Here is a 14,081-nt window from a genome sequence, read left to right on the forward strand (position 1 = left end):
CGTACTACGCTGGCCGCATGACCAGGACGACGACCGGCCGGCACCAGGACCAGATACACCACCAGCCCGACATCGCCCGAGCGGCCGCCCTGATCGCCGACCCCTCCCGCGCCCGGATGCTGAAAGCACTCAGCGACGGCCGCGCCCTGCCCGCCGGCCTGCTCGCCGCCGAAGCCGGCGTGAGCGCCGCGACGGCGAGCGCCCACCTGGCCAAACTCGTCGAGGCACGCCTGGTCACCATGGAGAGCGCGGGCCGCTGCCGCTACTACCACCTGGCCAACCCCGACATCTGCCTCGCCCTGGAGGCCCTGGCCGTCATCGCACCACCCCTCCCGGTCACCTCACTGCGCGACAGCAGCACCGCCGGCGCCCTGCGCCGCTCCCGCACCTGCTACGACCATCTCGCCGGCCAACTGGGCGTGGGCCTGCTGGAATCCCTGCTCAAGGCCGGCCTGCTCGCCGGACACGACGGCACCCACCGGCCCGACGAAGCCGTCCGCGACGGCGCGACCGGATACGGACACGACGTCGACTACCAGCTCACCGAGACCGGCCAGGAAACCCTGGACCGGTTCGGCGTCGACCTGACCCGCCTGCCCGCCCGCCGCCCCCTGATCCGCTACTGCGTGGACTGGAGCGAACAGCGCCACCACCTCGCCGGCGCCGTGGGCGCGGCGCTGACCGCCCGCCTCTTCGCCCTGCGCTGGCTGCGCTACGGCTCCAGCCCCCGCGTCGTCCACGTCACCGAGGACGGCACCGACGGCCTCGCCGCCACCTTCGGCCTGCGCCTGACGGACTGACCCCACCCCGGAGGGCCTCCACACGCGGCGTCTTGCCCCGGAGGACGCCTCCACCCCGGCCCGGGGACAGACCCCGCCCCCGAAGACCTCCACCCCGGCCGGCGGACCCGGCGGACCGACCCCACCCCGGGCGAGCCTCCACCTCGGCCGATCGGCGTACTCCGTACGGAGGAACAGCCCCCGGCGATTCCTCCGACGAGCGATGACACACCGCTCCCGCGCACCCAACCTGGGTCGGGCCGGGCAGCCACCGCACCACGCCGGCCCCCCGAACACTCCCACCGGCACAGGCAGAGGAGAACACCGACGTGCCCACCACGCCGAACCCCGCCGGCACCCGCACCGACCGCCAGGTCACCGTGCTGCGCGACCTGCTGTCCCCCCAAGCACTGGACACCCTGCAGTGGAAGCGCTGGATCGAGCCCGGCCGCACCGGCACGGCGATCCACACCCTCTACGAGACCGACGACGACCGGCCGGCCACGGCCCAGCTCATCCGCTTCGACCCCGGATCCCACGGAGACCTGCACGAACACCTGGGCCACGAGCTGATGTTCGTCCTCCAGGGAGAGCTCCTCAACGACAACGGCGACCGCTACCGGACCGGCGACCTGGTCGTCGAACAGCCCGGAAGCGTCCACCGCATCAGCACGGAGACGGGCTGCACCCTGCTCGGCATCCGTGAGGCCCCGGTCGTACCGAAGAACTGAGCGACGGTGAACCCCGACAGCCCCACCAAGCCCTGGCAGTCACTGCCCGCGGCGCAGCAGCCCCAGTACCCCGATGCCGGGGCTCTGCGCGATGTGATCGCGGACCTCGAGTCGTATCCGCCGCTCGTCTTCGCGGGCGAGTGCGACCAGCTGCGCGCCCGGATGGCGTCCGTCGCCAGGGGAGAGGCGTTCCTTCTCCAGGGCGGCGACTGCGCCGAGGCCTTCGACGCCGTGTCGGCCGACCACATCCGCAACAAGCTCAAGACGCTGCTCCAGATGGGCGCCGTCCTCACCTATGCCGCCTCGGTGCCGGTGGTGAAGGTCGGCCGGATCGCCGGCCAGTACTCCAAGCCCCGCTCCAAGGCCACCGAGACCCGCGACGGCATCACCCTGCCCACCTACCGCGGCGACTCCGTCAACGGCCGGGCCTTCACCCACAAGGCCCGCACCCCGGACCCGCAGCGACTGAAACGGATGTACCACGCCTCCGCCTCCACCCTGAACCTGGTACGCGCCTTCACCACCGGCGGCTACGCCGACCTGCACCAAGTACACGCCTGGAACCAGGACTTCGTGAAAACGTCCCCCTCCGGCCGACGCTACGAACAACTCGCCCGCGAGATCGACAACGCGATGAACTTCATGCGGGCCTGCGGCACCGACCCCGAGGAGTTCAAGACCGTCGAGTTCTACGCCTCCCACGAGGCCCTGCTCCTCGACTACGAGTCCGCCCTCACACGGGTGGACTCACGCACCGGACGGCTCTACGACGTATCGGCCCACATGGTCTGGATCGGCGAACGCACCCGCCAACCGGACGGCGCACACATCGAGTTCGCCTCCCACATCCGCAACCCGATCGGCGTCAAACTCGGCCCCACGACGACCGCGGACGACGTACTGCCCCTGATCGAGCGCCTCGACCCCGACCACGAACCGGGCCGGCTCACCTTCATCACCCGCATGGGCGCGGACAAGGTCCGCGACCAACTCCCCGAACTGGTCGAGAAGGTCACCGCCTCCGGCGCCACCGTGGCCTGGGTCTGCGACCCGATGCACGGCAACACCTTCGAGGCGGCCTCCGGCCACAAGACCCGCCGCTTCGACGACGTGCTCGACGAAGTGAAAGGCTTCTTCGAGGTCCACAAGACCCTCGGCACACACCCCGGCGGCATCCACGTCGAACTCACCGGCGACGACGTCACCGAATGCGTCGGCGGCGGCGACGAGATCCTCCTCGACGACCTCCACCAGCGCTACGAGACGGCCTGCGACCCCCGCCTGAACCGCAGCCAGTCCCTCGACCTGGCCTTCCTCGTCGCCGAAATGTACCGGGACCAGTGATGGGCACCCTGCGCTGGCTCACCGCGGGGGAGTCCCACGGCCCCGCACTCGTCGCCACACTGGAGGGCCTGCCCGCCGGCATACCCGTCACCACCAAGACGATCGCCGACCACCTCGCCCGGCGACGGCTCGGCCACGGACGCGGCACACGCATGAACTTCGAACGCGACGAGGTCACCCTCCTCGGCGGCGTCCGCCACGGCCTCACCCTCGGCTCCCCGGTCGCCGTCATGGTCGCCAACACCGAATGGCCCAAATGGGACCAGGTCATGGCCGCCGACCCCGTCGACCCGCACATCCTCCAAGGCCTCGCCCGCAACGCACCCCTGACCCGCCCGCGCCCCGGCCACGCCGACCTCGCCGGCATGCAGAAATACGGCTTCGACGAAGCCCGCCCCATCCTGGAACGCGCCTCCGCCCGCGAGACCGCCGCCCGCGTCGCCCTCGGCGCCATAGCCCGCTCCTACCTGAAGGAGACGGCCGGCATCGAGATCGTCTCCCACGTCGTCGAACTCTGCTCCGTGAAAGCCCCACGGCACATGCACCCCACCCCGGCCGACACCGACAACTCGACGCCGACCCCGTGCGCTGCCTGGACCTGAACACCTCGAAGGCGATGGTCGCCGAGATCGACCAGGCCCACAAGGACGGCGACACCCTCGGCGGCGTCGTCGAAGTCCTCGCCTACGGCCTTCCGCCCGGCCTCGGCTCACACGTCCACGGCGACCGACGACTCGACGCCCGCCTCGCCGGAGCCCTCATGAGCATCCAGGCGATCAAGGGCGTCGAGATCGGCGACGGCTTCGAACTCGCCCGCACACCCGGCTCCCGGGCCCACGACGAGATCATCCCCACCCCCGAGGGCATCAAGCGGACGTCGGGCCGCGCCGGCGGCACCGAAGGCGGCCTGAGCACCGGCGAACCGCTGCGCGTACGCGCAGCGATGAAACCGATCGCCACCGTGCCCCGCGCCCTGCACACGGTGAACCTGACCACCGGCGAACCGGCACGGGCCCACCACCAACGCTCCGACGTGTGCGCCGTACCGGCCGCAGGCATCGTCGCCGAAGCGATGACAGCCCTCGTCCTGGCAGACGCACTGACGGAGAAATTCGCCGGCGACAGCGCCCCCGAAACCCGCCGCAACATACACGCCTACCTCAACGCCCTGCCGATCCGCTGACCACCACACCCGCCTCCCGGCGGCCCCCCACCCCCTGGAGCTCGGCACGCCGTCCTGCTACGATTGATCTTGAGCTGAACGGCGGAAGTCGCGCTGGTCGGTGTTGCGTTGGTGGTCCAAGGAAAGACGCCCCGCTTCCTGCGGGGAAATGCAGGTGCAAGGCCTGCCCGGCGCTCTGCGAAGACCCCGTCCCGGTTGCCCGGGACGGGGTCTTTTTTCGCTGGCATCGGAAGGTGGTGGTGAAGCCGTGCTTCAAGGAGACGAAGTGGTGCGGGCACTTCTGGCGGCAGTGGCAACCCTGGAAGACCTCGTCAAGACCGGACGCGACGCGCAGATGGCTTTGAACGCCCTGGAAGAGATCGCTTTCGAGCTCGGCAAGATGGACTCAGCGGAAGGCCGGCGGTTCATCGAGGTACTGGAGCACGTCGCCGCCACGGATCCGGACCGCGCCGCCTGGATCCAGGACGTTCCAAGCGCACTGGGCCTTGAACACATGTGACCAGGCAGCCGCCGGCCGGTCACTTGTAGATCCTGCCGGGCTCGGCCTGTGCCGGAGCGAGCAGTTGGGAGACCGTCACGAAGGTGTAGCCCTCCTCGCTGAGCGACTTCAGGATGGAAGGCATGGCCGGCACGGTGCCCTTGTGCAACGGGTGGAGCAGGATGATCCCGTCACGACCGGCGCCCGCGAGCACGCGCTTGCCGATCAGCGCGGAGTCGTCCGTTTCGTAGTCCTTCGCGGTCACCGTCCACAGCACCTGCGCCATGCCCAGTTCCTTCGAGACCCTGGAGACGCGGTCGTCGGTGCGGCCCTGGGGCGGGCGCATCAGCGTCGGCTCACTGCCGGTGACACGGAAGATGGCCCGTGCAGTGCGGCGCAGCTCGTCGCGGATCTGCGCGTCGGAGACATCGGTCAGCACCGCATGCGTCCAGGTGTGGTCCCCGACCTCGTGGCCTTCCCTGGCGATCCGCCGCACCACGTCCGGGAACTCATGGATGCGCCGCCCCTCGAGGAAGAACGTCGCCGACGCCTTGTACTCCTTCAGGAGGTCCATCACCCGGTCGGTGGGCTCTCCCGGATTGCCGTCGAAGGTGAGCGCGATGCACTTGACCTTCCGGCAGTCCACCTGCCCCGACGCTACGACCGCTCCCGACGCGGCACGATCACGCTCCTCACCCGGGGAGAGCGTCTCCATCCTGTTCGCCCGGACGACCACGACGGCGATCACCGCCACGGCAGCCACCACCGCCAGGGCCAGGAGTATCAGTAAGCGAGGCCGCCTCTTAAGGATCTTCATCTCAAGGAGAAGATGCCGACGCCGCAAGCGTTGCCCGGCGGCCTCAACAGTGAGGCAGGACACGTGCGCGCAGCACGTCAGGAGGCATGTTGATCTACGAGTATCTGCCGTACGAATTCGCCCGGCTGGGAGTGGTCTCGAAAGCGGCCGGGCTCGATCCCCGTGCGGTGGCCGCACACGTGCGTCTGGCCCAGGAGCGTGCCGGGAGCGCACGGCTGGCCCCTGGCGAACCTCACAACCTGAGCGAGCTGCTCATCGCAGAACTGCGACGCCTCCAGTGGGAGCGGATCGCAAGTCTCATGAACAGGGAAGCAATGGCCACCTACGCACCCGCTCACGACGCACGCGCCCGCCGATACGAACCGCAGCGGCTGCAGCGGCTCGCGAACGACGTGGCGCAGGCCGAGCAGTCAGGGACCGGCACGGTGCAGATCGAGCGGCACCGGGTCTACCGGATCGATGCCCGCCCCCCTGCCGGCTCGCCAACGCACGTACCGGTCCTCACACTTCACCTGATGGCGGCAACACCTGACCGCGCGGCCGAGAAAGCCTGGACCCTCCACGGACGAGAAGGCGGCCTCTACCAGCGCGGCGGATACCGGATCACCTCAGCCGAACAAGCCCTCCCCGAACCCGGCGAACTCTTCTGATCCGACAGAACCCGTTGACGCCCATCCCCGAGATGCATGTCCAGCGCAGCGCCCGCTGCGCGTTGTCAGTGGGCTCTGCCAGGGTGTGTGCCGTGGACGAACGGGTGGAACGTGTCGACGATCAAGACCGTTTGCTGGGGATGGTGGTCAGCCGACGGCAGGCCATCCAGGAGGGCTGGCTGCACCGGATCGCCGTGACGGTATGCCGTGATGAGCGTGGCCGGATCCTCGTCCACCGACGGTCTGGGCACCTTTCGCGCTTCCCCGGGCTCCACGAGGTCATGGTCGGTGGCGCCGTGAATGTCGGCGAATCCTATGAACAGGCCGCCGCGCGGGAGCTGACCGAAGAGCTGGGCATCCGTGCGCTGCCACGCCTGCTGTTCACATTCGTCAACCGCAACGGCTTGAGCCCTCACTGGCTCGGCGTGCATGAAGCCGTGGTGCCTGACATCGTGACCGCCGACCCCGATGAGATCGCCTGGCACGACTGGCTGACCGAGCCGGATCTGGGATCGGCGCTCCTGGAATGGCCCTTCACCCCCGACAGCCCCGAAGCCTTCAGCCGGTACCTCGCGTCCCGGACCACCCGGTCCTGACCTTGCCCGCTTCTTGACTTGGTGACGTCCCAATCGTGTACACCTGAGCCGGCGTTTCCTGCGGAGGCACAGGCCGTTCAGCGATTGCTTCGGCCCGCGGCCCCTTGCCCACGCCCTACTTCCCAGCGCTGGCAGGACTGCACAGATGTGTACGACTTCCCCAAAGAGATCCGGTTCGGGCCCGGCATGTGGCTCCCTGGGGGATCTCTCTCGCACCTGCTGTCCTTGCTGGTCGGTTACCGGGTGGAGCTCGCCGTGCACGGCATTGACGAACCCTTCGCCTTCTGGCCCGAGGGCGACTTCAACCGTTGGCTCCAGGAGCAATGCGGCACTGCCAACTCCCTCAGATGGGCAGCCGAGATTGAACGCCCGACTTCACCCAACGGGAGTCAGCATGAAGTAGACCGCCACCAACCCGGCGAGGCGTCCGACCTCGATGCCGTCCGCGCCCTGCGCCCCGCCGGCGACGGCACCGACGGCTGGACTGCGTCCGAAGATGGCCGGGCAGTCCTGCGGGAGGTCCTGCGACGTACCGAGGAGCCGCGGGCACGGCCGGTTCCGGGAGGCGCCAGCATCTGTTCATAGTGGGTGCGGTCACGGCCGTCTTCCTCGCGGGCGCCACCACGGCTGCCGCAGCCATGTTCGGGCCATGGAGCGAGGACAGGCGCAATGTCGTGTGCGCTCGCTCGCTGTCGCCTGAGGCGGACCTGAGCCAGCTGCCGCTCAAGCCATGAAGGATTTCGATCCGCAGGATGCGGCGCGCTCCTGCACGGTGTTCTGGGACGGGCTCGGCGCGGCCCCGGACCTGTTTATGGGAGGCGTTGTATGTCCTTCTGACAGTCGGCCAACTCTTCGCCTTTACAGCGGCGGTGAGGCATCACCAGGCTTGTGCCGGGATAGTCGTCGTCCGCGATGGTCACCGTCTTGCCGACGGCGTCTTTCGCTCCGGATTCTTCCCACGCTTTGCAGTCGTTGCGGTTGCCGGGCAGCGGTCGGTCCTCTTTGCGCGGACCGTCGCGGCGCGTGATGCCACGTTCCGGAACAGCTCATGGCATGGGTGAAGAGGCGTCAACAGGACGAGCCTGCGAGACAGGCAGACCGGTAGGAAGACTCGTAAATACGTTCACCAGCGGTCTTCGCACTGGTCAGGGCCCCGCAAATGACGAGAACCATCACGAGTTGGGTAACGGCAACTACAGGTATCCGACGGACTCCGGCCACAACCGCTGCAATCAGGGCGGCCGCCGCCACGAATATAGCCTTCTGCAGGTAGGGACCCGGCGGAGCGCCGTGGTCCTGCGCCCCAAACGCAGACCAGTAGGACGAGATCCAGGACAACCAGATCAGGGCAAGGGCTAACAGCTCGAAAACAGCCAAGGCCACGGACACGGCCACGGCCCGACCAGTACCTTCGGGGTCTGTGCTCACCCAGCTATAGTCACCCCGGGATGCACGCGGTGTCATGAGTACCCGTACTCAAACTTTGTCCATGACGCCCAGACGTCGCGGTCAACGTTCCGCAGCGAGCGGTCAGTGGCGCAGGAGAGTGAGCGCCACAATTTCCCGATGTCCCGCAGCACCAGACCTTGACCGCTCATACGCAGACCCTGAGTCATCCGGTATGACGGCCGGGGCCTGAGTCCGCATCCTCAGGTCCCCGGCCTGGGAGAAGGGCCCGGAACTCGGTTCCTCCCGGCCCCTACTTCCCTACGGCAGATACTGCTGCAGCACGTCGACGTACAGGCGGACTCCCGCGATTTTCGGGTGGAACGATGCCATGGCGGGGTTGGGTGATTCAGCGTCCGCCTGGGAGCGTCCGTTTTCCACGATGCCGTTCACATCCTCCGGATTCCCGCATACCGCCTTGTTGAGGAACGCGTTGCGCGGGTCGGCGAACACGGCGTTGATCCCGTTCTGGGACTTGTCGAGCACGCCGGTCGCCACCGAACTCGCTTCCGTGACCACGCCAACCTCTCACGGCCCCGGGTTTCGCGAGCATTTGGTTAGCTTGTCGGGTATCTCATGGCGATTCCCTGAGATCAGGATCGAGTGTCACCTCAAAGCGCTCGTCCGGAAAGACGGCTTCCGTTGTGGTAACGAACCTGTTGTGCGCCGGTTTCCGTCCGAGAAGCTCTGTCTCATTCAGAAAACTCCCGGTTCATGCGCTGATGAGAACGCCCTGACCGCCGCCGCGCTGACCGCTGCCGCCATCACCGCCGCGATCGCGGTCCCGGCATCGGCCGCCGATCCCCGACCGCACCGCCAGGCGGTGGAGATCAGTGACGTGCAGTACGACTCCCCGGGCCGTGACGACCGCTCCAACCGCTCCCTGAACCAGGAATGGCTGGAGATCACCAACAACACCCGTCGCAGTGTCAACCTGGACGGTTGGACCCTCTCCGGCGGGAGGGCCACACCTACACCTTCGACCACTACCGCCTGGCGGGCCGTGCAACGGTCCGCGTCCACACCGGCATCGGCCGCGACAGTCGCACCGACCTCTTCCAGGACCGCCGCGCTTACGTGTGGAACAACGACCGCGACACCGCGACCCTGCGCAACGACCACGGCCGCTTCATCGACGACGCCTCCTGGGGCCGCCGCCACTTCCACCACTGATTCGACCTGATCCACCACCGCCCGCCTGGGACTGCTCCTCGCCGGGCGTGCGGTGGTAATGCCGGCGCGGGCCGGGCCGATCACCTGCGGCCCGGCCCGCTGTTCGGTTGCCCGCTTCCACGGCGGTGACCGCGTGGTGAAGGCGACGTGGAGGGCTTGAAACGCCCGCTCAACGCGCGTAGCGCAACCGCGGACTGTGCGCTTACCTCAAGAACAGGCATCTCCAACCCCCCCATCCTTTTGAGAGTTCATGTTCCGCCGCACCATGTTCGGCCTGCCCACGGCCTCCCTGATCATCCTCGGCCTGACTGCCGGCCCGGCCCTGGCCGAGCGCCCACACCCCCGTCGACCGCGACCGTACGCAGCGAACTTGCCGCGCTGAGCGTTGCCGCCCCGCACTCCATGGACGGTTACGCCCGCGACAAGTTCGACATCTGGTCCACCCAGCCCGACGGCTGCACCACCCGTCAGGACGTCCTCGCCCGCGACGGCAAGAACATCCAAGACCAGCCGAACAGTTGTCAGCCCACCGGCGGGTCCTGGTACTCCGCCTACGACGGCACCACCGTCACCGTCGTGGCCCAGGCGACCATCGACCACATGGTCCCGCTTGCCGAAGCTTGGCGCTCCGGCGCCGACACCTGGACCGCCGATGAGCGCAAAGCCTTCGGCAACGACCTCAAAGACCCCCAGCTCCTCATCGCCTCAGAGTCCTCCAACTCCTCCAAGTCCGACAGCGGCCCCGCCGACTGGAGACCCACCAACCACGAGTTCTGGTGCACCCTGCAGGCTCAGCCGCTGCTCTGGGGGCCTCGTCGTGCACGCCCGCGTCCGATACCACCGGCAGAGCGGCTGACGCCGCTGCCGCCTGACTGGCGACCCGATGTGGTTCGCATCGCCGGGCCCCTCTCGTGTGTTCATCGGTCGTTCTGTGCGGCGAACCGGGTGTTTCGGGAGGTTGTGCGGCGGGTCGCCGCGGCGTTCTGCAGGGCTGTGCTCAGAGCTTGCCGGATGTTTTGGTCTAGTTCCTCGTCACGCACCCAGGTGACGATCTGTTCCGCGATCTCCCGCAGTTTGACGTTGGTGTGCTGAGAGACGGTCCTCAGGATGTCGAAGCCTTGGTCTGGTGGGATGCCGCCGAGGGAGATGACCACACCGATGGCCTGGTCGACGACGGCGTGCGAGTCGATGGCGCTATGGAGCTGGCTGATCTCTTCCTGCAGTTGGCTGATCCGGTGGGCGGCGTTTTCCCGGTTGGGCGGTGAGTCAGAATCGGTGCGGGGCTGGCCGGGCAGCGATCTGGTGCCCGTGCAGGGTCGGCTTTTGGGCGCGACTTCGGGGAGGGGTGCGTTCCATCTGTTGCCGTCGTGTGCCGACGACAGATGGAGCCGTCGGGTCTTGATCATGTCAATGCCTGCTAGGAGGGTCGGGCGAGTTGGGCTCGCCCGAACAGCAGGGCGTAGCCGTCGGGGAGCTGGGCGGTAATCCGGGCCATCAGGTCGTCTCCGGCGAGCCGGGCGACGACGGTGAGGACGGCGCCCGTGTCCCAGCGCGTCGTTGCGGGCGTTGCCCCTGACCGTTCGGCGAGCTCCTTCACGAAGCCCCAGCCGGTCAGGGGCGTGGCGGTGGGAATCTGCGAGGTGAGGAAGGCGGCTGCTTCGCGGGGCAGGAGTGCGGCAAGTTCCACGCGCTCTTCGCCGCTCAGCTGGCGGCCGAGAGCCTCAAGCACCCGCTGTACGACGTCCTGTGCCTGCCGCCGGGTGGAGTACGCGCCTTCGTAGCGCACCGTCTCCACCAACTGCTCATAGGTGGGCGCCGCCGTCGGGGAAGGCTTGGGGGGCGAGAGAAGGGTCATGGCGCGATGGCTTTCCGTGCGTGGACCGAACTTTCTGAAGGGGAGGGAAGTCCGCACAGCCGGACGAACCGTGTTCTGAGCGCGAACTGTTCCTGTCCGGCAGGACGAGGCGATGCGGCCCGGGTCCAGAGCAAGACCTGGCGGACCCGTCTGGACCCGGCAGCCGGCGATGTGCCGTCGGTGGATCAGCTGACGAGTTGGGGGTGCTCGCCGTTGTGCACGCTGACCTTGCGGGGTTTGGCTCGCTCGGCGATCGGGATGCGCAGGGTCAGGACGCCCGCCTGGTAGTCCGCGCGGATGTTCTCGGTGTCGAGGGTGTCGGCCAGGACGATCTGACGGGAGAAGGCACCGAGTGGGCGTTCGGACAGTTCGATCTGGGCGTTCTCGGACCGTGGCAGGGGACGTCGCTCCGCCTTCACGGTGAGCATGTTCCGCTCGACGTCGATCTCGAGTGCGTCGGGGGCGATGCCCGGCAGGTCGAAGGCGATGACGTACTGGTCGCCCTCGCGGTAGGCGTCCATCGGCATCGCGGAGGGGCGGGACCACGTTCCCGGGCCCATCAAATGCTGTGCCAGGCGGTCGAGTTCACGGAACGGGTCGGTGCGCATCAACACGGTAGACACCTCCAGATGAGTTCAGGCAGTTGCTGCCAATGCGCTTCACCTGATCTCGTTGTAACATGTCATCCATACGACGACAAGTTGCATGTCATCGAGGTGACGACAGGTGGCAGTGAGTGACGGCGGGACCCCGGCACCGACCTCCTTCGAGGCGACAGCTCTCGCACTCGAAGCCATCGCGCAGGCCATGCGGACCGCGCGGAGCGCCGAGAACGCCTCCACCGACGACCCCGAGAAGGCCATAGCCGCACTCCTGCTCCTGCGCGAGGTACGCGAACAACTGATTCTCTGGGAACCCGCACTGATCGAGACGGCCCGGCAGGCCGGCGCCAGCTGGGCCGACCTGGCCCACCCCCTCGGCGTCTCCAGCCGCCAAGCCGCCGAGCGCCGCTACCTGCGCGTACGCCCCGGCATGAACGGCACCACCAAAGAACAGCGCGTGCAGGCCACCCGCGACCAGCGCGCCGCCGACCGCTCCGTCACAACCTGGGCCCACGACCAGGCCGCCGCGCTACGCCAGCTCGCCGGAACCATCACAGCCCTGCCGGACCTTCCTCCCGCGGCCGCCGGCGCGCTCACCACCCTCCAAGCAGCGCTCGGCAGCAGTGATCCAACCCAGCTCCTGGGCCCACTTTCCGATGCGGCTGCGCACCTACGCCCCGCCCACCCCGAACTCGCCGACCGGGTCAACGACATCGGCCGCCAGGCCGAGGGCATGCGTGAGAACGAGCACCGCCAGCGCTCCTCCAATAGACGGTGACACGGTGACAGTTGTTGGCCCTGCCGTCCCTACCGGCGGCCCGCGTGCTTGTCCTGACGTCGCATCTACCACCCGCAGAGAAGCGGGCGAATCCTAGAAGCACTGGGATGCCCACTTCCGCCTGCCGAACCTCTCGCTGCGCAGCCGCCTCTGCGCAGCGTCCATAGGATTGCCGACGATCAAATGCCTTCATCTGAGGGCCGTTGACTTGGCACGACGAGAATGAAGGGCACTGTCGGCCGGTGCCCGCCTGTTGCGCAAGAGCTTCCGCGCCCGGGACCACAGTGAACGCCCGCACGATTACCGCCCACCGCCGCACGCCCTGAGGGGTTCTTTTCGGCAGTGTGGGTGCCGGCTCTGGCGGGACGGGCGAGATTGGAACCCACGACCGTGTCGCCAGCCTTCCCGGCAGGCGGGCCGATCTCCTCGGAGCAGACTGCGGCCGCGTTGGCCCACGCCTTGCAGCTGTCCAGCGGGAACTACCAGCGCTGCAGCGGGAGGCGGCCAGGGGCGGCGTTGACAAACGATCCGGGCCAGGAAACCTCTTGAAGTTCTTTGTCTTCGACTACGAGGCGGCGGTTGATTGCAGAGTGGGAACCGCAAGAAGCACACCTCACTCGCTATCACGCACCAGCTCGTTAGCGGCGAAACCCTGGGCAGCTTGGGCCGAGGGGGCAATGGCCCAGGATAGGTGGGCAGGGCTAGCAAGGCCCAGTCGTGGGCTCTGTGGGCACCGAGCCGGTACGCGTACCCGTTCGGTTCACACGGATTTCGGGCTGTGTCTCGTTGCTCACGGCATGAGGATTCAGGACGTATCGAGCATGCCCGGCGGCGCCGGGCGAGACCTACCCGCAGGATCTCCGTCGCCTTACAACAACGATCAAGCCCGCCTCGCGCTGCGGGGTCTGCTCGACGATGCCTTCGCCCGCTTGCTGTTCCTGTACCCCCTTACCCAGCCAGGCCGAACATCCCAGATTCCCAATGCCCCGTACACAACAGGGACAGCTGCTGGCCGGGAAGGGGTGAGGCGGCCCGGCATCGGAGGGTGAGTCGGCGCCGGGCCGCAACGCCAGCCTGCATCAGCGAGAACGCCGGCGCCACGCGGATGCGGCACAGGGGAGGGGATCCTCAGGGCTTCGGGCCCTCGATCGGCGCACAGTTTCAAGAACGTTGATACCCCGCGCGCCGATCCGTTCAATTACGCGACATCAGGTACGACACGATGCACCGGCCTTCCCGCAGGCAGACGAGTGAGTTTCGCCGGTGGCCGCTGTCTACGGGGCGAGTCGCTGCCCCGGCGGCAGACGGCTGAGGGACGATTCAGGCGTCACGTCGCCTCTCGCTTTCAGATCTGGCGAGGGTGGCTCTCTGCCGCTGTGGTCAGCGACGGCAGGACCAGGCGGTCGCCTCTCCACGTCATGGCGACCGCCTGCACGTCGTCCAGTCACGCTGTGGTCTGTCGTCCGTGGCTGTCATCGTGCCTCCATCGGTGTTCCCGAGGCCATCGGGCAAAACCTGAGCCAGAGCCCGAAGTGGTGAACATTGAGCCTGAGAACGATAGGCGTCGTATTTACACGACAGCTGTCCGTGGCGGCCCTGCTCCGCTGGTTGGTGGGTCTTCGCAGGGCTGGCGGAGCAGGAATCGCGTG

Annotated in this window: 13 protein-coding genes and 3 pseudogenes; 9 read left to right on the top strand and 7 right to left on the bottom strand. The window is 67.8% G+C overall.

The window, feature by feature from the left end:
- Window positions 1-17 precede the first annotated feature (17 nt).
- The 5 genes and pseudogenes from ACFRIC_RS41645 (at window position 18) to ACFRIC_RS41665 (ending at window position 4,536) form a co-directional block, all read left to right on the top strand.
- Complete coding sequence (locus ACFRIC_RS41645; protein ID WP_382797249.1) at window positions 18-800, top strand: ArsR/SmtB family transcription factor; 783 nt, start codon at window positions 18-20, stop codon at window positions 798-800.
- A gap of 308 nt (window positions 801-1,108) precedes the next feature.
- Window positions 1,109-1,510, top strand: a complete 402-nt coding sequence (locus ACFRIC_RS41650; protein ID WP_382797250.1) for a cupin domain-containing protein — start codon at window positions 1,109-1,111, stop codon at window positions 1,508-1,510.
- Window positions 1,511-1,516: 6 nt separating this feature from the next.
- Entirely contained in the window at window positions 1,517-2,854 is a 1,338-nt protein-coding gene (locus ACFRIC_RS41655; protein WP_382797251.1) for a class II 3-deoxy-7-phosphoheptulonate synthase, read from the top strand.
- Window positions 2,854-4,037 (top strand): annotated as a pseudogene (gene aroC / locus ACFRIC_RS41660) (chorismate synthase). Before ACFRIC_RS41655 ends, aroC begins: the two are co-directional and overlap by 1 nt.
- 265 nt (window positions 4,038-4,302) lie before the next feature.
- A complete protein-coding gene (locus tag ACFRIC_RS41665) occupies window positions 4,303-4,536 on the top strand; it encodes a hypothetical protein (protein WP_382797252.1) in 234 nt (77 codons plus the stop codon).
- 19 nt (window positions 4,537-4,555) lie between these two features.
- Here ACFRIC_RS41665 and ACFRIC_RS41670 read toward each other — a convergent pair whose 3' ends face one another.
- Window positions 4,556-5,332 carry a polysaccharide deacetylase family protein gene (locus ACFRIC_RS41670; protein WP_382797253.1) on the bottom strand — a complete coding sequence of 259 codons (777 nt, stop codon included), beginning with the start codon at window positions 5,330-5,332 and terminating at the stop codon, window positions 4,556-4,558.
- Window positions 5,333-5,418: 86 nt separating this feature from the next.
- Here ACFRIC_RS41670 and ACFRIC_RS41675 point away from each other — a divergent pair, with 86 nt between their 5' ends.
- Entirely contained in the window at window positions 5,419-5,982 is a 564-nt protein-coding gene (locus ACFRIC_RS41675; RefSeq protein WP_382797254.1) for a hypothetical protein, read from the top strand.
- Window positions 5,983-6,014: 32 nt separating this feature from the next.
- On the top strand, window positions 6,015-6,578 hold the full coding sequence (locus ACFRIC_RS41680) for an NUDIX hydrolase (RefSeq protein ID WP_382797255.1): 564 nt from the start codon (window positions 6,015-6,017) through the stop codon (window positions 6,576-6,578).
- A 781-nt stretch (window positions 6,579-7,359) separates the two neighbouring features.
- Here ACFRIC_RS41680 and ACFRIC_RS41685 read toward each other — a convergent pair.
- The 3 genes and pseudogenes from ACFRIC_RS41685 to ACFRIC_RS41695 form a co-directional block, all read right to left on the bottom strand.
- Window positions 7,360-7,573, bottom strand: a pseudogene (locus ACFRIC_RS41685) (transposase family protein); the annotation flags it as partial.
- A 73-nt stretch (window positions 7,574-7,646) separates the two neighbouring features.
- On the bottom strand, window positions 7,647-8,042 hold the full coding sequence (locus ACFRIC_RS41690; protein WP_382797256.1) for a DUF6234 family protein: 396 nt from the start codon (window positions 8,040-8,042) through the stop codon (window positions 7,647-7,649).
- 243 nt (window positions 8,043-8,285) lie between these two features.
- Entirely contained in the window at window positions 8,286-8,543 is a 258-nt protein-coding gene (locus ACFRIC_RS41695; RefSeq protein ID WP_382797257.1) for a hypothetical protein, read from the bottom strand.
- 244 nt (window positions 8,544-8,787) lie between these two features.
- Between ACFRIC_RS41695 and ACFRIC_RS41700 the strand changes: the two are divergent.
- Window positions 8,788-9,197: pseudogene (locus ACFRIC_RS41700) on the top strand (lamin tail domain-containing protein).
- A 917-nt stretch (window positions 9,198-10,114) separates the two neighbouring features.
- Here ACFRIC_RS41700 and ACFRIC_RS41705 read toward each other — a convergent pair.
- The 3 genes from ACFRIC_RS41705 to ACFRIC_RS41715 all read right to left on the bottom strand — a co-directional run bounded on the left by ACFRIC_RS41705 (window position 10,115) and on the right by ACFRIC_RS41715 (window position 11,666).
- A complete protein-coding gene (locus ACFRIC_RS41705; protein ID WP_382797258.1) occupies window positions 10,115-10,603 on the bottom strand; it encodes an ANTAR domain-containing protein in 489 nt (162 codons plus the stop codon).
- An 11-nt stretch (window positions 10,604-10,614) separates the two neighbouring features.
- A complete protein-coding gene (locus ACFRIC_RS41710) occupies window positions 10,615-11,052 on the bottom strand; it encodes a DUF2267 domain-containing protein (protein ID WP_382797259.1) in 438 nt (145 codons plus the stop codon).
- 185 nt (window positions 11,053-11,237) lie between these two features.
- Window positions 11,238-11,666 carry an Hsp20/alpha crystallin family protein gene (locus tag ACFRIC_RS41715; RefSeq protein ID WP_382797260.1) on the bottom strand — a complete coding sequence of 143 codons (429 nt, stop codon included), beginning with the start codon at window positions 11,664-11,666 and terminating at the stop codon, window positions 11,238-11,240.
- A 118-nt stretch (window positions 11,667-11,784) separates the two neighbouring features.
- On the opposite strand from ACFRIC_RS41715, the gene ACFRIC_RS41720 reads away from it, so the two are divergent.
- Complete coding sequence (locus ACFRIC_RS41720; protein ID WP_382797271.1) at window positions 11,785-12,432, top strand: type III effector protein; 648 nt, start codon at window positions 11,785-11,787, stop codon at window positions 12,430-12,432.
- Window positions 12,433-14,081 lie beyond the last annotated feature (1,649 nt).

The sequence above is a fragment of the Streptomyces sp. NPDC056738 genome, assembly GCF_042790435.1.
GTDB lineage: Bacteria > Actinomycetota > Actinomycetes > Streptomycetales > Streptomycetaceae > Streptomyces.